The 20,839-nt window shown below is 34.6% G+C and carries 17 protein-coding genes and 1 other RNA gene; 8 read left to right on the top strand and 10 right to left on the bottom strand.

Annotated features, from left to right (window positions below; translation table 11 throughout):
* Positions 1-168: 168 nt before the first annotated feature.
* From U6A24_RS23015 to U6A24_RS23025, 3 genes are read left to right on the top strand one after another with little or no spacing between them, the layout of a single operon-like run.
* Complete coding sequence (locus U6A24_RS23015; RefSeq protein WP_324182386.1) at positions 169-888, top strand: hypothetical protein; 720 nt, start codon at positions 169-171, stop codon at positions 886-888.
* 10 nt (positions 889-898) lie between these two features.
* Positions 899-1,126, top strand: coding sequence for a putative signal transducing protein (locus U6A24_RS23020; RefSeq protein ID WP_324182387.1), 228 nt, complete (start codon positions 899-901; stop codon positions 1,124-1,126).
* Between the two features lie 4 nt (positions 1,127-1,130).
* Positions 1,131-1,334 (top strand): hypothetical protein, encoded by a 204-nt coding sequence (locus U6A24_RS23025; protein WP_324182388.1) that lies wholly within the window; start codon positions 1,131-1,133, stop codon positions 1,332-1,334.
* 1 nt (position 1,335) lies between these two features.
* Here U6A24_RS23025 and U6A24_RS23030 read toward each other — a convergent pair whose 3' ends face one another.
* A complete protein-coding gene (locus U6A24_RS23030; protein ID WP_324182389.1) occupies positions 1,336-2,889 on the bottom strand; it encodes a GMC oxidoreductase in 1,554 nt (517 codons plus the stop codon).
* 209 nt (positions 2,890-3,098) lie between these two features.
* Between U6A24_RS23030 and U6A24_RS23035 the strand changes: the two genes are divergently transcribed.
* A complete protein-coding gene (locus U6A24_RS23035; RefSeq protein WP_324182390.1) occupies positions 3,099-3,698 on the top strand; it encodes a TetR/AcrR family transcriptional regulator in 600 nt (199 codons plus the stop codon).
* A gap of 48 nt (positions 3,699-3,746) precedes the next feature.
* Here U6A24_RS23035 and U6A24_RS23040 read toward each other — a convergent pair whose 3' ends face one another.
* Positions 3,747-5,372: an ABC-F family ATP-binding cassette domain-containing protein gene (locus U6A24_RS23040; protein ID WP_324182391.1), complete on the bottom strand. Its 1,626-nt coding sequence runs from the start codon at positions 5,370-5,372 to the stop codon at positions 3,747-3,749.
* A 240-nt stretch (positions 5,373-5,612) separates the two neighbouring features.
* Between U6A24_RS23040 and U6A24_RS23045 the strand changes: the two genes are divergently transcribed.
* Complete coding sequence (locus U6A24_RS23045; protein WP_324182392.1) at positions 5,613-7,085, top strand: TlpA family protein disulfide reductase; 1,473 nt, start codon at positions 5,613-5,615, stop codon at positions 7,083-7,085.
* A gap of 26 nt (positions 7,086-7,111) precedes the next feature.
* Here the strand turns inward: U6A24_RS23045 and fsa are convergent, their stop codons facing one another.
* The 3 genes from fsa to ffs form a co-directional block, all read right to left on the bottom strand.
* Complete coding sequence (gene fsa / locus U6A24_RS23050) at positions 7,112-7,765, bottom strand: fructose-6-phosphate aldolase (protein WP_324182393.1); 654 nt, start codon at positions 7,763-7,765, stop codon at positions 7,112-7,114.
* Positions 7,766-7,775: 10 nt separating this feature from the next.
* Positions 7,776-8,600, bottom strand: coding sequence for an SDR family oxidoreductase (locus U6A24_RS23055; RefSeq protein ID WP_324182394.1), 825 nt, complete (start codon positions 8,598-8,600; stop codon positions 7,776-7,778).
* Positions 8,601-8,697: 97 nt separating this feature from the next.
* Positions 8,698-8,796: signal recognition particle sRNA small type (gene ffs / locus U6A24_RS23060), an RNA gene on the bottom strand.
* 89 nt (positions 8,797-8,885) lie between these two features.
* On the opposite strand from ffs, the gene U6A24_RS23065 reads away from it, so the two are divergent.
* The 3 genes from U6A24_RS23065 (at position 8,886) to U6A24_RS23075 (ending at position 12,674) form a co-directional block, all read left to right on the top strand.
* A complete protein-coding gene (locus U6A24_RS23065; RefSeq protein ID WP_324182395.1) occupies positions 8,886-9,935 on the top strand; it encodes a glutaminyl-peptide cyclotransferase in 1,050 nt (349 codons plus the stop codon).
* 136 nt (positions 9,936-10,071) lie between these two features.
* Positions 10,072-11,835 carry a DEAD/DEAH box helicase gene (locus U6A24_RS23070; RefSeq protein WP_324182396.1) on the top strand — a complete coding sequence of 588 codons (1,764 nt, stop codon included), beginning with the start codon at positions 10,072-10,074 and terminating at the stop codon, positions 11,833-11,835.
* A gap of 83 nt (positions 11,836-11,918) precedes the next feature.
* Positions 11,919-12,674 carry a carboxypeptidase-like regulatory domain-containing protein gene (locus U6A24_RS23075; protein ID WP_324182397.1) on the top strand — a complete coding sequence of 252 codons (756 nt, stop codon included), beginning with the start codon at positions 11,919-11,921 and terminating at the stop codon, positions 12,672-12,674.
* Between the two features lie 7 nt (positions 12,675-12,681).
* Here the strand turns inward: U6A24_RS23075 and U6A24_RS23080 are convergent, their stop codons facing one another.
* The 5 genes from U6A24_RS23080 to U6A24_RS23100 all read right to left on the bottom strand — a co-directional run.
* On the bottom strand, positions 12,682-13,047 hold the full coding sequence (locus U6A24_RS23080) for a VOC family protein (protein ID WP_324182398.1): 366 nt from the start codon (positions 13,045-13,047) through the stop codon (positions 12,682-12,684).
* 24 nt (positions 13,048-13,071) lie between these two features.
* Entirely contained in the window at positions 13,072-13,728 is a 657-nt protein-coding gene (locus U6A24_RS23085) for a TrmH family RNA methyltransferase (RefSeq protein WP_324182399.1), read from the bottom strand.
* A 1,617-nt stretch (positions 13,729-15,345) separates the two neighbouring features.
* Positions 15,346-17,313, bottom strand: a complete 1,968-nt coding sequence (locus U6A24_RS23090) for an OmpA family protein (protein ID WP_324182400.1) — start codon at positions 17,311-17,313, stop codon at positions 15,346-15,348.
* A 21-nt stretch (positions 17,314-17,334) separates the two neighbouring features.
* The gene (locus tag U6A24_RS23095; protein ID WP_324182401.1) at positions 17,335-18,291 is read right to left on the bottom strand and encodes a PorP/SprF family type IX secretion system membrane protein; all 957 of its coding nucleotides are present in this window, start codon (positions 18,289-18,291) and stop codon (positions 17,335-17,337) included.
* 69 nt (positions 18,292-18,360) lie between these two features.
* The coding region (locus tag U6A24_RS23100; RefSeq protein WP_324182402.1) for a DUF7507 domain-containing protein at positions 18,361-20,839 on the bottom strand (2,479 nt) is incomplete at its 5' end.

Genomic DNA, 20,839 nt, shown 5'->3' on the forward strand with positions numbered 1-20,839 from the left:
CAACCATGAAAAGTCATGGTTGCTTTTTTATAATATTACTCTCCTGTTGTTTAATATTTCTTTACTTCAACAATCGTTAAAACTGCTCTACATCAAAACATTAGCTTAGTTAATATTTTCAAACCTAGACCTAAATTCTTAATTTAGTAGGGCTAAAGAAAAAAGAAAATGCTATTTCCCAGAACAAATATTCAGGATAAACTAAGTAAGCGAAGAGACAAAGAGTTTGACCCGTCCGGCTGGAAAACTCAAATAGAACAGGTTTTTAAAGAAGATCTAAGGCATGAAGAGCGTATTGTTCAAAATCTAAATACCACACCTGATTTGGTTACAAACACTTTTGATTTTGATCAATTGGAAACCCATAGAATATATCACCTGGATCAAATCAAGAAAATCTGTATTGATTACCGCTTGCGTTTTTTGGATGCCAAATATTTCAAGGGAAAGCTTCCTTCTAAAGCTTTATCATCCATAAAAGAATTAGAAAAGAAACATAAAACAGAACTTAAAGGGTTTAAAATTATAGCCCCATCAAAGCTATTTAAATTAGAAAATGCAGATGATCCTCTCCTATTTGCACCAATGGGAAATGATTATTTCTATCTTGTTGAAAAATGGGGTAATGATTTGCATCCGCTTCGTAAAATTATGATGTGGTTCTTTAAAAGTTTTGAAAATTTACTCTTCCTTACCTTTTTAGTAAGTCTTTTGCTTACATTTATGGTTCCAAATGGTTTGTTTAGTAAAACCAATAACACCGCAACGTTTATCATGGTATTTTTGTTCATGTTTAAATCGGTTGCTGCGATTGTAATTTTTTATGGTTTTGCACTTGGTAAAAACTTTAATACTGCGATTTGGAATAGCAAATATTTTAATGCATAAATAGGAAATTATGTTCCCCGAAAGCGAATACGAAAGAGTATATACCGGTAGTTTGATCAATGTTCAATTTTTACAGACCATGCTTCAAGACAGAGGAATTAATTCTATTACTCGAGATGACATGAAATCGGGTATGATAGCAGGTTTTGGAGGCGGAATCCCGGACCATATCCAACTGTTTGTAAAAAAGACTGATGTAGAAGAAGCCATTCCTATTATAGAAAAAAGCCTTTCATAATATTATGGAGGATCAAGATCATAATCCTTCGCGAAGAACCTGGAATTTGATGATTGGAATTTCGATCGTACTTCTAGGTAGTTTAAGATTATACAATAGATTAAAAGAAGCTCCAGATTGGGGTATAGGTACTCTTTCTATTGTTTTTTTTATTGTTTTTGGACTTTATTTGATTCTTAGATATTTTCAAAATAACCCAAAAGATTAAGCTAACTTTTCTTTTCGGGAATTTTACTCATTGCTCTTTCAGAAATTGCTGTTATTGATAATGATGGATTTACTCCGGGATTGGCAGATATCATAGAACCATCACAAATATACATATTATCGTACCCAAATACTTTGTTGTTCTTATCGATTACGCCTTCTGTAGCATTTGCTCCCATTACAGCCCCACCCAAAATATGAGCTGTCGATGGTATGCCAGCCAAAGGTTCCAAACCAAAAACTGTTTCTTTTCCTTTGGCAATAGCAGCATATTGTTTTGCCAAACTCAAAGATTCTGGAATAAATGCAGATGGTTTCTTCCCTTCGGCTACCCTGGTATTCATGATTCCAAATTTGTTTCGCTTGAATTTAAGAGTGCTATCCAATGTTTGCATAAACAAAAGAACTACCGTGCTTTTACTCCAATCCCTGGTCGTATACAGTTTAATATAAGCAACAGGATGTTTAATAAAACTGGTAATCATTTTGGTCACTCTTACGATAGTATTTTTTCCATGAGTAAGCGGTAGATGAGATAATCTCCAAAAACCAGAGCCCTTGGCATATCGCACTATTTCTAGGTGGCTATTTTCATCTGTATTAAGAATAGATCCAATGGCAACTCCTTTGGACATATCTTTTTTACCATCCAGATTGGTAACACTTATTAAACTTTCATTATTGGTTCTGATATCATAGCCCAATCTATCAGAAATTTTTGGTAAAGACTTTTTCTTAAGTTTAAGCAAGAGTTTTACTGTACCTAGTACACCTCCAGAAAAAATCACACCCTTTGTTCTTACAGATTTTTTGGATTTAAAAAACCGGGTAGAAGACTTAAATTTAACCTCATATCCTTCTCCCAAAGGGGTAACATCATAGACCTCCTTCTCTGCCAAAATCTGGGCCCCTAATTGTTGAGCGAGGTATAAATAATTCTTATCCAAGGTGTTTTTTGCTCCAAACCTACATCCTGTCATACATCCACCACAATAGTTACAACCTGTACGATCTGGTCCTTTACCATCAAAATATGGATCAGGTACTGTTTCATTAGGTTTTCCAAAAAAAACGGCAACATCAGTAGGCTCAAAGTTCTCTTTTATATTCAGTTTAGAGGCCAGTTCTTTCAGTGCCTTATCACCATCAAAAAACTTAGGGTTTTTCTGTGCACCCAACATGGTCAAAGCTGTTTTGTAAAACGGTGCCAATTCTGTTTGCCAATCGGTAAGTTTATTCCAGCTACCCGAGGTAAAGAATTCTTTTTTTGGCACAGGCAATGTATTTGCATATACCAATGATCCTCCACCAACTCCGGTTCCCGAGATTACCACCACATGCCTAAAAAAAGACATTTTCATGATCCCGAACCATCTAAAAAAAGGCATCCAGAGCCATTTTTTAAGGTTCCAGTTTGATTTTGGAAAATCTTTAGAATCGTACCATTTTCCCTTTTCAATCACAAGTACCTTATATCCCTTTTCTGAAAGCCGTAAAGCACTTACAGATCCTCCAAAACCACTACCTACGATAACATAGTCATATTCTTCATTCATAACTTTAAGATTAACCTTATTTTTGGTTTACATATTCAGGATAAATTATACAAGCAAAAAATAGCAATATATTTCCGAAAGCTTCGTTTCCCGAATATTTTTACCATAGTGCTTGATTGTTCATAAACTAAATGATTAAGTTTGAAAAAGGAATTGTATTTTTCGAACTATTTTTTCAAATATAGTTCGCTTTTAATTAAATACCAAGAATGGGAAGAAAATCTATTGCCAAAAAAAGAAAGGAAAAAAGTAAAAAGGTTGAACAATGGACACAGGCCATACTACCAAAATTGAAACGTACCGACCTTGGAAATCTTACTATGGATGACCTTGCCCTATTAATGAATAAAAGTAAATCTACTATTTATGAATACTTCACAACCAAGGAAGAAGTATTCGAATACATAACGCAGGTAAGAATTAATCGTTTGTATGATTATAAAAATGAAATAACTTCGGAAATTTTACAACTTAATTATGAATATGAAACGCTTGCCACCATTCTTACCGAGGGCGCAAAAGACATATCAGCTTTTTATTTAAAGCAATTACAGAAACATTATCCAACAGCCTGGAAAATCATCGAGGATTTCATGCAAGATCTTTTGGAAGACCTAAGACAATTTTATGTTTATGGAATAAAAAACAATCTTTTTAAACCTATTTCTGTCGATCTAATGATTAAACTAGATCAGTATTTCATTTTACAGTTAATTACAGATGATGCTTTTTTCTCGAATAGCAAAGAAACGTTAGAGTCGACAATAAAAGATTATATGTTTCTAAAATTTGAAGGTCTTATGAAATAAAAAATCCCGCAAAGGCGGGATTTATATTTATCAAATAGTATTTGCTCCTTATACATTAACAGCATACATTTTATCTCTCAAGTCTTTGATTTTTGCATCATTCATATACTCATCAAAGGTAGTATACCTATCGATAACTCCGTTGGGCGTTAATTCGATGACACGATTGGCCACTGTCTGGGCAAATTCATGATCGTGTGTAGTAAACAATACAGTTCCTTTAAACTTCTTAAGTGAATTATTAAACGCTGTAATCGATTCAAGATCCAAATGGTTCGTCGGTTCATCCAACATCAATACATTCGCTCTGGTCATCATCATTTTAGAAAGCATACAACGTACTTTTTCTCCACCCGATAGTACATTCGATTTCTTCAAAGCTTCTTCACCACTAAAGATCATTTTTCCCAAAAATCCTCTAATAAAGACTTCTTCACGTTCTTCTTCGGTAGTTGCCCATTGGCGTAACCAATCTACCAACGTTAAGTCATTTTGAAAATACTCGCTATTGTCTGCTGGCAAATAAGACTGTGTGGTTGTGATTCCCCAGGAATGCTTACCAGAATCAGCTTTTTGTTTATCATTCAGAATTTGATAAAAAGCAGTTGTTGCTCTCGAATCTTTAGAGAAAACAACAACTTTATCACCTTTGGCAAGGTTTATATCTATACCCTTAAATAATGTTTCGCCTTCAAGACTAGCCTCTAGGCCTTCTACATTTAAGATCTGATCTCCTGCTTCTCTATCTCTTTCAAAAATGATAGCGGGATAACGACGGCTGGAAGGTTTAATATCTTCGATATTAAGTTTCTCGATCATTTTTTTACGAGATGTGGCTTGTTTAGACTTAGCAACATTGGCGCTAAATCTAGCGATGAACTCCTGTAGTTCCTTTTTCTTTTCTTCAGCTTTTTTGTTTTGTTGCGCTCTTTGTCTTGCCGCCAACTGTGATGACTCATACCAGAAAGTATAGTTACCACTGTAATGGTTAATTTTTCCAAAATCAATATCAGAAATATGAGTACATACGGCATCCAAAAAGTGACGGTCGTGAGAAACCACAATAACCGTATTTTCATAATTTGACAAGAAATCCTCTAACCACGAAATTGTTTCATAATCCAAGTCGTTTGTAGGCTCATCCATGATCAAAACATCGGGGCTACCAAAAAGACACTGTGCCAATAATACACGCACACGTTGTTTGGTATCGAGATCTGACATTTGAGTATAATGCAAATCCTCTTTAATACCAAGGTTAGATAACATGGCAGCAGCATCGCTATCTGCATTCCAACCATTCATTTCTTCAAATTGAACTTGAAGCTCTCCTATCTTTTCGGCATTTTCATCGGTGTAATCTGCATAAAGCGCATCAATTTCTTTTTTAATCTTATAAAGGGGTTTATTACCCATAATTACTGCCTCAAGCACAGTATATTCGTCATAGGCGTAGTGATTTTGTTCTAAAACCGACATACGTTTTCCCGGCTCTAAATGAACATGTCCGGAAGTAGCTTCCAACGTTCCTGAAAGTATCTTTAAAAAAGTGGACTTTCCTGCACCATTAGCGCCAATAATCCCATAACAATTACCCTGCGTAAATGAAGTATTTACTTCATCAAAAAGCACTCGTTTACCAAATTGAACCGATAAATTAGAAACTGATAACATGATTAAAAAAGTTGTAAAATTTGAATTTGCCGCAAAAGTAGACAATTGCATCTAGAACTAGAAGAAATCTACGATTAATTTGAATACATATTGCATAATCTTATTTTGAGAACATAAAATTGTAAAACGAGACTTATAATAATATGCTAATATCTAAAGAATTAACGTATAATTAACAAGTGTAACAATGGTTTCCCGTTACTTTTGGGCAAAACAATTTAGTTAATTACCGTTCCCAAAATGCGATTTTCTTCATTAACATATCTTGTTCAAGTATCTTTTCTGTGTTATTTTTTTTGTGGTTGTAATGACCTTCAAAAAACGACAAGAGAATACACTTATTTTGGAGGAGAAATTGTAAATCCCAATACGAATTATGTTATTCTATATAAAGAAAACGGAGTAAACGACACCATTCAATTAGATAGGAACAATAGGTTTCTTCATAAACTAGAAGATATTGATGATGGCCTTTACTTCTTTAGACATAATCCCGAAAATCAAATTGTTCTTTTAGAAAAAGGTGACAGTATTTTAATTCGATTAAATACGCTGGAGTTCGATGAATCTCTTGTTTTTACAGGGGATGGGGCAAGAAAAAACAACTTCTTAATAGACATGTACCTCCAAAATGAAGAAGAAAGGGAAAAATTAAGAAGAAGTGAACTACAATTATCCCCAGCTTATTTTAAAAGAAAACAAGATTCTTTGCTAAGAAGCAAATTAAATGCCTACGAAAAACTTGTAAATAAATATACTTTGAGCCCATTGGCTAAAAAGACTTCGTACGCGAGTTTTATGTTTGATTATTTTACCAGGCATGAATTATATTTTCATAGTCGTTATGGAATTGGTGGATTGGATGCTGCAAAGGATCTCCCAGAGTCTTTTTTCGATTACCGAAGGAGTGTTGATTTTAATGATGATGAGTTAAAGCGTTTATACTCATACAATAGATACCTTAATTATTACTTTACAAATTCCTCGCTTACCGACTATAACAATGAGTTCTCTCGGTATAAAGGAAAAATAGGAAGTACTGTTTATAAGTTAGACTTGGTAGACAGTTTGGTACAAAACCCCTACATTAAAAATAATTTATTGAGACGTGTTACCACCAATTTTCTTCTGGAAAGTAAAAATGATTATAGTTCTAACAAAGTATTGAAACATTACCTGTCTGTAAGTTCTAATAAAAAGTCGCAAAAAGAATTAAGAAGATTATATCGATCAATATCCAGGCTTAGACCCAGTAATCATCTTCCAGATCAGGATCTCATTACAGCGAATGGAGAAATTATTAAACTTTCATCACTCTTTAACAAACCCATTACTGCTTTATATTTTTGGTCAATGGATAGAAAAGATCACTTTATAAAAGCACATAAAAAAGCTTCTTACCTAAATGCCTTGTATCCCGAAATTGATTTTATTGCCATTAATACAGATGATGAACAAACAAAAAACTGGTTAAAAACAATCAAACGACACCATTACAATTTAGGAAAAGAATATGAATTTAAATATCCCAAATGTTCTTCAGAAGAACTTGTGATTTACAATCGTGATAAAGTAATTCTTGTTGATCATGAAGGAAAAATTATAAACGCCATGGCAGAATTGTTTTCTTCTAAACTTGAGAAACAACTTATGAAATATTCGAGATTAGCAAGTATCGCAAATAAAAAAAGCTACTCTTTAGTCAAAAAGTAGCTCTTCTTTAAAATAATTACAATTATTTAGTTTCCTTTTTTATAATCTGCCAGAAATTTGGCTAATCCAATATCAGTTAAAGGATGTTTTAACAATCCTTCAATCGAAGACAGAGGACCTGTCATTACATCTGCACCTATTTTTGCACAATCAATTACATGCATTGTATGCCTAACTGAAGCTGCCAAAATTTGAGTATTAAACCCGTAATTATCATAAATCATTCTTATTTCGGCAATCAAATTAAGCCCATCTGTAGAGATATCATCCAATCTTCCAATAAATGGCGAAACATATGTCGCACCTGCTTTTGCTGCCAGTATCGCTTGCCCTGGCGAAAACACCAAAGTACAATTAGTTTTAATTCCTTTATCACTAAAGTACTTGATAGCTTTTACACCATCTTTGATCATAGGAACTTTTACTATAATTTGATCATGAAGTTTTGCCAACTCCTCTCCTTCTTTGATAATCCCCTCATAATCTGTAGCAATTACTTCTGCACTAACATCTCCAGTAACAATCTCACATATCTTTTTATAATGATTAATAATATTTTCTTTACCGGTAATACCCTCTTTTGCCATCAAAGAAGGGTTTGTAGTTACTCCGTCTAATACACCTAGGTCCTGCGCTTCTTTAATTTGGTCAAGATTTGCTGTGTCGATAAAAAATTTCATTTTGTTGTGTTTATTTAATTTGATAATGATTCATTAATAGTTTTTCATATACTTTATCAGGTAGAATACGTTTTAATACAATTGAAAATTTTTGCATAAACGCTCCTACTTTATAATGCACTTTTGGTTTTTTCGTCTTAATAATATTATAAACCACTTTTGCCATTTCCTGGGGATCACTTCCTGCATCAACATGTTCATTCATTAATTTTAAAGCATCTCCATAAGATTGTTCATACGGAGAACCTTCAAGAATTGGTGCATGATATCGTCCTGCAGCTATATTGGTTGCAAAATCCCCTGGTGCTACATTGGTCATTTCAATATTAAAACTCTTCAACTCCATACGCCAAGCCTCGGTTGTAATTTCAAGAGCTGCTTTTGATGCGCTATAAATTCCGCGGTAAGGCAATCCCATATAACCGGCAATAGAAGTAACATTGATTATCAATCCATTCCCTTGTTTACGCATTAAAGGTAAAACAGCCTTTGTTACGTTAATAGGTCCAAAATAATTTGTAGTAAAATTCTTTAGGATTTCATCATGTGGTACTTCTTCAATTGCTCCCATAATCCCTGCCCCAGCATTATTGATCAAAATGTCCAATCTACCGTGTTTTTCTGCAATTTCATTTACTGCAGATTCTATTGTTTTGGTATCTGCAACATCTAATTGCAAGAGCCGAAATGGCTGGAAATCATCAAATTTTGAAGGATTACGACTAGTACCATATACAATATACCCTTTATTTGCCAAAAATGTCCCAATTGATTTTCCTATGCCCGAAGAGCCCCCGGTAATTAAAACTACAGTAGTATTATTTTCTGTATTCATGGTCGCAAATATACAATTATGATTTGCGAATTTTGACTAAAGATCTTTGAATTATTAATAAGAAATCAAAAATATGCAGATAACTATTGGGTACAAAAAAAGGCAAGCTACCTACATCACACCGCTACGACCATTTACCTTTGCTGCGTTCCCGCCCTGGAGGATTCAACAGGAGCTGGTTGTGTAGGACTTGCCGGGTGCAAAGATACAACCTTTAGTTAATATTACAATCATTTTTCAAAGCCAATTAAAATAAATATCTTGCTTCAAAATTTAATTACCAAAATGAATATTCGTAACTCCTTCGTCATCATTATTTTAAGCACATTACTTTTTTCTTGTGGAAGCAATCAAAGTAAGAAAAAAAAATACTTTTCTATAGTTACAGAGAATAATCAGACCATATTTAAGCTAGGAGAAACCATAAAAGCATCCATAAAAAACAATCAAAATCTCAAAATTGACTCTGTTGCATATATACTCAATAATAAACGAATCAGAGCCAATGATAAATTTGTCTACAATGAAAAAATAGATAATGAGAAATTAGGAACTCATATCCTCACTGCTCAGGTTTTTTATGATGGGAATATTGACACGATTACAAAAAAAATAGTCTTTCTTAACAACGTCGCGCCTAAATTATATAAATACAAAATTGTTGCAGAATACCCACATGATAGAAATGCTTTTACGCAAGGATTAGAGTTTTACGGTGACACTTTGTATGAAAGCACAGGACACAAAGGTAAATCCACATTGCGAAAAATAAACTACAAAACCGGTGAAATCCTGATCAAGAAAGATATCCCAAAACAATTTTTTGCTGAAGGAATTACCATTCTAGACAATAAAATCTTTCAATTAACATGGCAATCAAAAGAAGGGTTTATTTATGACCTAAGTACCCTAGAAAAAATAGGTGGTTTTGCCTATAATAATAGTAAAGAAGGCTGGGGATTATGTAACGATGGTAAACACATCTATAAAAGTGATGGCACCAAAAAAATATGGACACTCGATGCTACAACACTTGCCGAAAAGGATTATATAGAAGTTACCACAAATAAAGGAGTAAAATCAAAGTTTAACGAATTAGAATGGGTAGAAGGTAAAATATATGCAAATACCTGGCAAAAAGATGGAATTGCTATAATTAACCCTAAAAATGGAGCCTTAGAAGCCGTAATCGACCTATCTGGCTTACGAAACAAAGTTTCTCGTCATGATGATCTAGATGTTTTAAATGGTATCGCCTATAAGGCAGACACCAAACAATTGTTTGTAACAGGAAAGAACTGGAACAAACTTTTTGAGATCGAAATAGTAAAGTAACAGATTACCTGGATAGCAAATAATAAACAAATTTCGATTCTTAATTTCGGTGCAATATACTGCAACATGATAATAACTACCTCGTTATTGTAATAGACAAATAATAAACCGTACCTTTGCGGCTTATTTTTACTATATGAACAAATTTGAAGAGTTAGGCCTAGGTGAAGCCATTATAAAGGCGGTGATCGAAATGGGGTTTGAAACCCCAAGTGAAGTACAAGAAAAGGCCATTCCTGTTTTACTAGATAAGGATACCGACATTGTAGCCTTGGCACAAACCGGAACAGGAAAAACAGCTGCTTTTGGATTTCCTTTAATCGAGAAAATTGATAGCAAAAGTAGAATTACACAAGGACTTATCCTTTCTCCTACCAGAGAACTCTGTCTACAAATAACCAATGAGCTTAAAAACTACTCAAAATTTATTCCGGGGCTTAATACAGTAGCTATTTATGGTGGAGCCAGTATTACAGAGCAAGCCAAGCAAATAAAACGTGGAGCGCAAATAGTTGTTGCTACTCCTGGACGTATGCAAGATATGATCAATCGTAAAATGGTTGATATTAGTAATATTGGTTATTGCGTTTTGGATGAAGCCGATGAAATGCTAAACATGGGGTTCTATGAAGACATCAATGCGATTCTATCCCATACTCCCGAAGATAAAAATACTTGGCTATTTTCGGCAACAATGCCTAAAGAGGTTGCCACTATTGCAAAACGCTTTATGCAAAACCCTCTTGAGATCACTGTTGGGCATAAAAACACAGGTTCTAAGAACGTTTCTCATGAATATTATGTAGTTAACTCTCGTGATCGATACGCGGCCTTAAAACGCCTGGCAGACGCCAATCCCGATATATTTTCTGTTGTCTTTTGTCGCACCAAAAGAGATACTCAAAAAGTTGCCGAAAACCTCATAGGAGATGGATATAATGCTGCTGCTTTGCATGGTGATTTAAGTCAAAATCAACGTGATTTGGTCATGAAAAGTTTTAGAAATCGACAAATACAAATGTTGGTAGCAACAGATGTGGCAGCTCGCGGAATTGATGTAGATGATGTTACTCATGTTATCAATTATCAACTTCCCGATGAAATAGAAACTTATACCCACCGCAGCGGAAGAACTGGCCGTGCCGGGAAAAGTGGCGTTTCCATGGTCATCGTTTCCAAAAGTGAAATTAGAAAAATAAAGTCGGTAGAACGAATTATAAAAAAGAGTTTCGAAAGAAAAGAAATTCCTAATGGAGAAGAAATATGTCAAGTACAATTGTTTCATTTGGCAAGTGATATCGCAAAAGCTGAAATTAACCACGAAATAGATACATATCTTCCATCGATAAATGAAGTTTTAGAAGAATTTACAAAAGAAGAATTGATCAAAAAATTCTTTTCTGTTGAGTTTTCACGTTTCCATAATTACTACAAAAATGCAAGAGATCTAAATGCGACAGCTGGAGACGGAGGAAGAGATTCTGGCGGAGATGGAAGTGTTCGATACTTTATTAATGTAGGGGAACGAGACGGATTCGATTGGATGACTCTTAAGGATTTCCTTAAAGAAGTATTAGAATTAGGAAGTGATTCTTTAAGCCGTGTAGATGTAAAAGAGAGTTTCTCATTTTTTAATACCAGTGCCGAGTATCAGGAGAGAGTTCTTACTATTTTTGAAGATTTCAAAATGGAGGGGCGTAAAGTAAACGTTGAGATTTCTAAAGGCTCTGGCGGTAGAAGAGGTGGAAAACGTCGTCGAGACGGTAACGGTGGCTTTAAAGGAAAAAGAAGAAGCGAAGGTTTTAAGCCCAAAGGCAGAAAACATTTTGACTCTGGCAAAGACCATCGAGACAGCGGAAACAAAAGAAGAGATCGCAGAAAACGTAGTGATCGTAGATAAATCATATATTAATTAACATAGTAATATGATTTTTGGCGCGATTTTTATGTTATCTTAATATATATTGAACGTCATATTATTGTATGAAGAAAAAATTATTATACATATTACTTATACTTGGCATAACTGCTTATGCCCAAGAAGAAACGGTTTCAGGAAAGGTTCTTAATGCATCAACCGATCAAAAACTTGAAAATGTTCATATTGTAAACCTTACCCAGGTAATTGGTACTATTACCAACAATGAAGGGGATTTTACAATTCAGGCAAAAGTAAACGATACTTTGTATTTTTCATACATAGGATACAAACCCCTAAGAGTGCGAGTAACAAATGACTGGATCAAGTTTGGAGAGGTTAAAATTAAAATGACCGAACTCGGTATTGCCCTTGAAGAAGTTGTTGTAGCAGATGTACAACTAACTGGATATCTCGAAATTGACGCAAAGAGAATCCCTGTATATAACAATTACAGATATAGCATCTCTGGTCTAAACACAGGATATGAAGGAGGAAACAGACAACCTGGTGCTGTAAATAAAGTATTGGGAGCTATCTTTAATCCGGCCGATTTTCTTTACAACATATTCAGTAAACGATCTAAAGAACTCCGGAAGTTACGCAAAATGAAAAAGGATGACGAAATCCGGAATCTACTTGAAACCAAGTTTGATCGAGAGACACTTATGGCTCTTTTACAAGTTGAACGTTTGGATATTGATGAAATTTTAAGGAATTGTAACTATTCTACAGACTTCATAAAATTTGCAAATGACCTTCAGATTTTGGACGCCATAAGTGAATGCTATGAAGAATACAAAATTCTTGACAGAAAGTAAGAACAATTTATTTTGAAGAATGTAATGCGATTCTGTTTCCTTCAGAATCTATGAAGTAGGCCATATAACCATGACTTTCAGATATTTGCTTTTTGGCTGAAACAACTTTTCCCCCTGCCTCTTCTACTCTACCAATTTCATTTGCAACATCTTGGCAGGAAAAATACACCAACACACCATCATCACTAGGTTTATAGTGGTCTCCAGCATTTATCAAAGTACCTGTCGCTACACCCGTTTCATTATTATTAGGAAACCAACCCATTTCAATACCTTCCATTTTATGTAAACTTATCTGAATATTAAAAACCTTTTCATAAAAAGCCTTTGCCCTATCCATATTAACAACCGGTATTTCGAACCAAATAACCATACTACTTGCTATTTTTTTAGTAATTTACTTATTTTGCTCGTATCGTGCAATAATTTGTTCATGGCTTTTAAGGACTTTCTTGGTCCAATCGAAACGTTTTTCCAGCATTTCCTCTTCAGACAACTTCCAATCTATTGAAGTTTTTCTCAATTCTGATGTAACGTGTTGTAAAATTATCGCTGCCGAAACCGATATATTAAGACTTTCAGTAAAACCAACCATTGGAATGTGCAATCTACAATCTGCTTCCTCGAGTACTACTTCACTAAGTCCCTGTTGTTCCCGACCAAAGAAAAAAGCTGAGGGTTTGGTTATATCAAAATCTGTTAACGCCATAGAAACATCATGTGGTGTAGTTGCCACAATTTGATATCCATTTTTTTTAAGCTCTCGAAGGCACTCCCTGGTAGTTGGGTATCGGTTTACATCGACCCATTTTTGTGCCCCCATTGCTATCTCACGATCAATTCGTTTTCTGTTAACTTCTTCAATGACATGAACATTTTGAATACCAAAAACATCACAACTTCGTATCACGGCGCTTGTATTATGCAATTGATAAACATCTTCTATAGCAACTGTAAAATGATTTGTTCTTTTTGATAGTACTTTTTTGTACAAATCAAGCCTTCTTGGAGTAAGGAAAGACTCTAAATATTCTAATAGTCTATGATCAATCATAGCCGCTAAAATACTAATAGGATTTAATTAAATAAAATAGTGCCGCCGGATTAATAAAAACCCAGGCAGCACTCCCGAAATCTACATTCAATTAAAAAAACACTCAAAAAGTGACAAGTTATTTACTGGCCACATCATGAAAAAAAGGTTTATCAATCCTTAACATATTGTTTATCAAAAGCAAGCTTGTCTTGACTAACATCTATTACAAGAAAGTCTATAAACAATTTACGTAAACATTGATTTTAACCCGTTTTGGTAATACTCCTATTTCACCATGCATCTGCTACGATAAATTTAAAACCCCCTGAAATTACCCCTAAAAACAGGGGGATTAAAGTAAACACATCGTCAAAATGTATCGTTACAACTATCTGGATTTTACCAGATACTTAATTTTTTGTGACGTTGTTTCAAAAATAAAACCCCCTGAAATTACCCCTAAAAACAGGGGGTTTAAAAGTAAACACATCGTCAAAATGTACTGCTAATCAGAGTCTTCAAAGGCACTGATTTATATTTTAAAAATTCTCAAATACTCCTGCATTGAGTAAGTAATATGAATCATTATGTTCTAAACAATTTGTTACACTTTTCTAGGCAAAGAATGAAATAATCTGTTTTCTTAACCATATAAAAATTAAAAATCTCATTATCAGAACATTGAATACTCATAATGGATAAACACCAAATGATTATGATTTTTGGATGATAAAATTCTTGTTAAGAAAATCTTAAAAAATTTACGGTAAGACCGTAATTGATCAATAGAATTTCTATATTTCGCATGTAAAAAAAACTGAAAAGAAAAATTCGTTTTTTCTATAGAAGAATTAAGAATTTTACGAAGACAAAGTAAAAAACTAATATACGTACAAAGTACTGATCCAATCATAATGGTTAATATTATATTAATCGTTATTCAGACCCTGCTTTTGTTGGCTCGCCAAAGTTTCACAAATTGCGGGGTTGTTTTTATTTAATCCCAAAATTCTTATCAAAGAAAAGGAATAAACATATATTATATTTAAAGCTATTCAAATCACTATAATTCTACATTAATACTAAGACAATTACAGTAAAACTGAATTTATTTGTTGTATTATGTTTGTTATATCAAAAAGGACAGGTTTAAGATGGGGTTAGAAAATAGACCTTTCAATACTAAAACATAAATTGTTAATTATGTCAAAAAACTACAGTTTAAAGATAATCACATTTTGTTAAATCTTTATGACGTAACACCACATATTTATTATGGTTTTACCATAAAAATAAAATTTATCTATAAAAAAGGAAGTAACCACTGCTAATCATCATAACAAATTATTTTCAAGTAACTGATTTACAATTACTTAAAATCAATTATACTTAAGAATGAAAAGTTTATATTTGTAAGAATATTCTACTTTTTTTAAACAAAAAAGATCTATTTAACATTTTTATGATCATTTTATCCGATAATCTGTTCATATAAAAACATCAATTTTCTATTGTAACGCCGTAAAAAAATTGTTAAAAAAAACAGTAACAACCTAGTAATCCGATAGCTAAATAGAACAACTTTATTTTTATATTTAAAAAGTGTTTCTTCCAAATACGTTAATCACCGAAATACTATTTAATTACTATAAATTCACTTCGCCTGTTAAGTTGATGTTCTTCGTCACTACAATCTACATCGTTGGCACATTTGTTGACCAAATTAGTTTCTCCATATCCTTTTCCTGTGACACGGGATTTATCGATCTCTCCTCTTTCTATAATATATTTGATAGTACTCTTTGCTCTACGTTCACTCAAATTCATATTATACGAATCATCCGCTCTGCTATCGGTATGGGATCTTACATCTATTTTTATATCGGGATATTGTTGTAGTGTAGCAATAATTTTTTGAAGCTCGATCTCTGCATCAGGTCTGATGAAAGATTTATTGAGGTCAAAATAAATAGTTTGTAATTGTAATAATTTGGCAAGGTCATCACCAGGCTTAACTTCTTTACCAGCCAAGCCGCCTTCTGTAAGTTGAAGGGCCAAACTGTGCTCATACTCTAACACATTATTAGTTGCAAGAATTGTTTCTGTAGGATTATAAGATTCTTTGGTTGCCCTTACAATATATGGAGTATCGCATTCGAGGTCAAATTTATATCTTCCCTTGTTATCGGTTACTGTGCGCTGTAATTCATTGTTTCTATCATCCATCAGAATTACTTCAGCTTCTACCAATTTATCTTTTGAGGTTGCATCGGTGACAATTCCGGTTACATATTGATTGCATTCAGTTATTAACTCGTCAGTTTGTTTAAAACTATAAAGATCATCATTTCCTTTTCCACCGGAACGATTGCTCGCAAAATATCCAATCTTTGTATCTTCATTCAATACAAACGTAAAATCATCTTCATCGCTATTTACTGGTTTCCCAACATTATACGGTATTGAAAGAGCTCCACTTTCTTCTGGAACAGCTACAAATACATCTAATCCTCCAAGACCGATATGACCATCACTGGCAAAATACAGTCGCCCTGAATTACTTACATAAGGAAAAGTTTCTCTACCTTCTGTATTGATCTTATCCCCAAGATTTGTTGGACTCCCAAAAGTTCCATCTTCATGTACATCAACGACATATAGGTCAGATAGTCCCCTGCTATCTGGCATATCACTAGCAAAATAGAGCTTTTTTCCGTCTGCACTTAACGCAGGATGTGCAACTGAATATTCGTTACTATTAAAAGGTAGCTCTTCAATATTGGTCCATTTATCCTCATCTAGGGTCGCTCTGTAAATTTTTAAAAGTATAGTTCCCTGGGTATTTGATCCCAACTTACGTTTTGTATAATTGTTTCTTGTAAAATATACGGTCTTTCCGTCCTGACTAAAGGAAGTTGAGGACTCATGAAACTTTGTATTAATTTTCCCTTTTAATTTTTTAGGTGTTTGTAGTATTCCATTTGTTTGAATCATATCTGAGACGAACAAATCTAAAAAAGGCATTTCATTCCATTCGTGTACGGTTTTACTCATTCCGCTTCCACCTCTAGAGGAAGCAAATATTAATTGCCCCTGATTATTGAAGCTAGGAGCATAATCAGAATATTTGGAGTTCACACTCAGTTTTAAGAGTCGAAACTTTCCGGATTGCATTTCGATAAACTTCAAATAATCTCGAGTATTCATAAAAAACTCTGCTCTTTGATCATTTCCTGTTAGTGTATTGAATTTCTCCATTATTTGATCAGCTTCATCATAGCGTTCTACACTTTTCAAACTTTGAGAGTATCTGAACAAATATTCTGGATCTATTTCTTCTGCATAATTATTAGTTAGCTTTTCATACCATGGCACTGCTTCTTCTAACTGTGCATTGAAATAATATGAATCTCCAATTTTTTTAAATAAATCAAGAGATTCATAGCCACTTTCAGCCACCTTGAGATATATTTTACGTGCATCAACAAAAGCAAAACGGTTAAAACTCTCATCAGCTTTTTCAAGACGTTTATCCTGAGCGTACATCATACTGGATACCAAAACACATAAAGATAGGTGTACAACGTAGTTTTTTAAGTTCATTGGGTTCAAATTTTATTGTTTCTAGAAGAAACGAGGCGTTAACATTCTATTATATTTTTTAAAGAGTTCGAATCGCAGCATTACTTCATAACTACCATCGTTAAATTGTGATTGCCCTAACTCTGTAGTTTCACGATCATAGGCAAAACCAATCATCATAGCATCAGAAATCTGGAAACCAATTTGACCTGTCACAGCAGCGCTCCATCGATATGCGGCTCCCAAGGTAAGTCGTTCATACAACAAAAAATTTGCTGAAAGATCTACTTGTAACGGTGCACCAAAAACTAATTTACCAAGCACAGCTGGCTTAAACTTAACATCGTCACTAAGGTCAAACACATGTCCTGTAATTAAGTAATAGTTAATTCTTTCTTCAGCCAAGAAACTAATTGCATCACTATCACTACTTGTCGTACTCTCATCAAAATGATCAGTCTCTAATAAATTAGGCGCACTTAATCCAAAGTAAAATTTATCTGTATGGTAATAAACGCCTATTCCAACTTGTGGGCTAAATTTATTATCGATATTGGCTTCAAATAAGTTGTCATTTGCATTAAACTGAGTTAATCTTTGAAAGTCAATATTGAGTAAATGTCCTCCTCCTTTTAATCCAAAACTTAGTTTCCCTTCTTCTGATGTTGGAATTGTGTATGAAAAATCAATGCCAAAATATGTTTCATCGGTTGGTCCAATTTCATCATTTACAACAGAAAAACCGAGCCCCAACCTCTCATTATCACCAATTGGTGTATTTAAGGTAAGTGTTTGTGTACGTGGAGCACCGTCAAGCCCCACCCATTGACTACGGTGCAACCCCATAATGCTCATTACTCCGCGACTACCCGCGTAAGCTGGATTAACACTAATTGTATTATACATATACTGTGTGTATTGGGCATCTTGCTGTGCGTAATTAGAATAAAACACAAGACTTAAAAGTGATGCAGCAATTTTTGCGTATAATCTTTTCATCCGCTCTAATTTAATATTTTTTAATTAAACCCGCAGATATATGATCCGCGGGTACTTTAGTTTTTACCTTTATCTATTAATGTACAAGTATCCTGCTCTGCTCTTGCGTTCTCCTGATTCAAGTATGTATTCTAGCACATAGTAATAGGTTCCCACAGGTAATTCATCTTTTTCTTCAATGGTAGATCTACCTTCCGAAATACCTCTAAAGAAGTTGTTATCTCTACCATAGTTTTTAGATTCATACACTTTAAGTCCCCAACGGTTATAAATTTCTAATGTATTCTCTAATCTTTCGATCCCACTAATTACGAATACATCATTTACTCCGTCTCCGTTTGGTGATAATCCAGTAAATACGGTTATTCCATCTTCTCCTCCTTCTGTGGTTACGTTAGGATCAAGGTAATCAGGAATTCCATTTCCATCGGTATCAAAAGCATCATTTGGGTTACCATTTCCATCAGGGTCGGCATTTTCATCAATGGTTAGTAACCCATCATTGTCGTCATCTACATCTTGTGCATCATTGATTCCATCACCATCGGTATCTTGAACTTGGTAGTTTACTGTACCTCCATCTGTTTCTCCAATATTCTGAACACTATCCGGAATACCATCTGTACCCACTATTCCATCTATCCTTCCATCTTGGGAAATTGTTAGTCCAGAGGTATCGACACCAGACTCGTATACATCGAGTACACCATCGCCATCTGAATCTAAATCCAATCTATCAACTATACCATCACCATCTGTATCCAAATTTGGATCTCCGTTTTGTTCTTCTGCATCCAAAATACCATCATTATCATCATCCAAATCATTTGGATCCGCAATTCCATCGCCATCGCTATCGATGAAGCTGATAGTTTGATCATCAGGATCTCCATCGGCATCGGGATCTATATCTGTAGGATTATTAGGATCATCTGAAGTTTCAATAATGATATCACCCAGCGGTGTTATCCCTGAAACTTCTGCTACATTTATAACTTGTCCCGCAAGGACATCATTTAAAGTAACTACATGTTCTGCTATTACTGTTACCATTTCTCCAGGAATCAAAGTTGCAATTGGAGAACCGGATATAATAGTGGCGTTATTGTCTAATACAGTAACGTCACTAAGTGTTATTGTGCCCATATTTTCTACCACAATAGTATATGTAATTATTTCGCCTTCACCTGCGAATACTATAGGATCTGCTACCTTTGTAACTGCTAGTCTACCTTCGGTAATCAATCCAGTTTCAGTTTCTGTAGCATCATCGGGATCAGGAGTTGTAGGGTCATCAGACATATCGGTTACCGGGATTCCATTAGGATCCTCTCCAGTAACTTCTGCTCGATTAATTACTATTCCTGCATCCAGATCAACTTGTGTAATGGTATGCTCAGCTACCAAAGTTACGCTATCTCCTGGGGCCAATGTTGGAATCAATGCTGGTATAATACTTCCGGCATCTGCATTGGAATCTGATACCATTACATCGGTAAGAGTTACGGTTCCTGTATTTACTACCTCAAGTGTATATGTGATCAGCTCACCAACTGTATCATATGCTCCATCGGGTGCAGGGTTATCAAGTTTTGTTAATGTCAGCTCTGGGTTTTGATCAATTGTAGTTACTGTAGCATCATCAGGTATCACTGTATCGGGATCATCAGAGTCATCGGTAATTATTGTTCCATTAGGGTCTTCAGCTGTCACACTAGCTACATTGGTAACATTTCCTAAATCAAGATCTGTCTGGGTTATTACATGAGTCGCAGTTACAGTAATTGTTTGTCCAGGAACAATACTTGTTATAGTATTTGGACTAATCGTATCTGCAATAGGGTCTATAAGTGTTATATTGGAGAGGGTTACATTTCCGGTATTTATAACTTCTATGGTATATGTAATTACTTCTCCCAGCGTATCAAATGAACCATCTGCCGGAGTATTATCAGCTTTGGTTATTGCTATAGAAGGATTTGCAGGTATACTAATTACTGTAGGATCATCAAAACTACCATCGTTATTTGGATCTACATTAGTAGGATCATTAGGGTCATCAGAAGCATCAGTAACGGTTATTCCATTATGATCTAGTCCTGTAACCAATGCCTGATTTGTATAAGTACCTGAATCTATATCCGCTTGTGTAAGTGTATGAACTGCTGTGTATGTTGTACTATCACTAGCTCCAACGATTAAGTCTATTGTTGTGGTTGGAGTAACAGTGGCGTTAGCATCAGTAATACTTATTCCCGTTATATCAACATTCCCTGTGTTAGTTACTACAAAGGCATAGTTAATATCCTCTCCAACATCAGCAAAACCATTACCGTTTGTATCACTTAACATTCCTATCTTGGTGATATCCAACAACGGTTGACGTAAATCGGTCACCGTAGCATCATCTGGACTACCGTCGTTGTTCGGATCTACATTGGTTCCATCATCCGGATCATCAGAAGCATCCGTGATCGGTGGACCCGTGGGGTTTAAGGGATCTGGTGCACTCACCGTAGCCTGGTTGCTAAAGCTACCTGCCGTAATA

The sequence above is a fragment of the Aquimarina gracilis genome, assembly GCF_035285365.1.
Lineage (GTDB): Bacteria > Bacteroidota > Bacteroidia > Flavobacteriales > Flavobacteriaceae > Aquimarina > Aquimarina gracilis.

What these genes read in the sequence shown, in the direction of transcription:
- U6A24_RS23015 (WP_324182386.1), top strand. Translation starts at nt 169, where the DNA reads ATGCTATTTCCCAGAACAAATATTCAGGATAAACTAAGTAAGCGAAGA.
- U6A24_RS23020 (WP_324182387.1), top strand. Translation starts at nt 899, where the DNA reads ATGTTCCCCGAAAGCGAATACGAAAGAGTATATACCGGTAGTTTGATC.
- U6A24_RS23025 (WP_324182388.1), top strand. Translation starts at nt 1,131, where the DNA reads ATGGAGGATCAAGATCATAATCCTTCGCGAAGAACCTGGAATTTGATG.
- U6A24_RS23030 (WP_324182389.1), bottom strand. Translation starts at nt 2,889, where the DNA reads ATGAATGAAGAATATGACTATGTTATCGTAGGTAGTGGTTTTGGAGGA.
- U6A24_RS23035 (WP_324182390.1), top strand. Translation starts at nt 3,099, where the DNA reads ATGGGAAGAAAATCTATTGCCAAAAAAAGAAAGGAAAAAAGTAAAAAG.
- U6A24_RS23040 (WP_324182391.1), bottom strand. Translation starts at nt 5,372, where the DNA reads ATGTTATCAGTTTCTAATTTATCGGTTCAATTTGGTAAACGAGTGCTT.
- U6A24_RS23045 (WP_324182392.1), top strand. Translation starts at nt 5,613, where the DNA reads ATGCGATTTTCTTCATTAACATATCTTGTTCAAGTATCTTTTCTGTGT.
- fsa (WP_324182393.1), bottom strand. Translation starts at nt 7,765, where the DNA reads ATGAAATTTTTTATCGACACAGCAAATCTTGACCAAATTAAAGAAGCG.
- U6A24_RS23055 (WP_324182394.1), bottom strand. Translation starts at nt 8,600, where the DNA reads ATGAATACAGAAAATAATACTACTGTAGTTTTAATTACCGGGGGCTCT.
- U6A24_RS23065 (WP_324182395.1), top strand. Translation starts at nt 8,886, where the DNA reads ATGAATATTCGTAACTCCTTCGTCATCATTATTTTAAGCACATTACTT.
- U6A24_RS23070 (WP_324182396.1), top strand. Translation starts at nt 10,072, where the DNA reads ATGAACAAATTTGAAGAGTTAGGCCTAGGTGAAGCCATTATAAAGGCG.
- U6A24_RS23075 (WP_324182397.1), top strand. Translation starts at nt 11,919, where the DNA reads ATGAAGAAAAAATTATTATACATATTACTTATACTTGGCATAACTGCT.
- U6A24_RS23080 (WP_324182398.1), bottom strand. Translation starts at nt 13,047, where the DNA reads ATGGTTATTTGGTTCGAAATACCGGTTGTTAATATGGATAGGGCAAAG.
- U6A24_RS23085 (WP_324182399.1), bottom strand. Translation starts at nt 13,728, where the DNA reads ATGATTGATCATAGACTATTAGAATATTTAGAGTCTTTCCTTACTCCA.
- U6A24_RS23090 (WP_324182400.1), bottom strand. Translation starts at nt 17,313, where the DNA reads ATGAACTTAAAAAACTACGTTGTACACCTATCTTTATGTGTTTTGGTA.
- U6A24_RS23095 (WP_324182401.1), bottom strand. Translation starts at nt 18,291, where the DNA reads ATGAAAAGATTATACGCAAAAATTGCTGCATCACTTTTAAGTCTTGTG.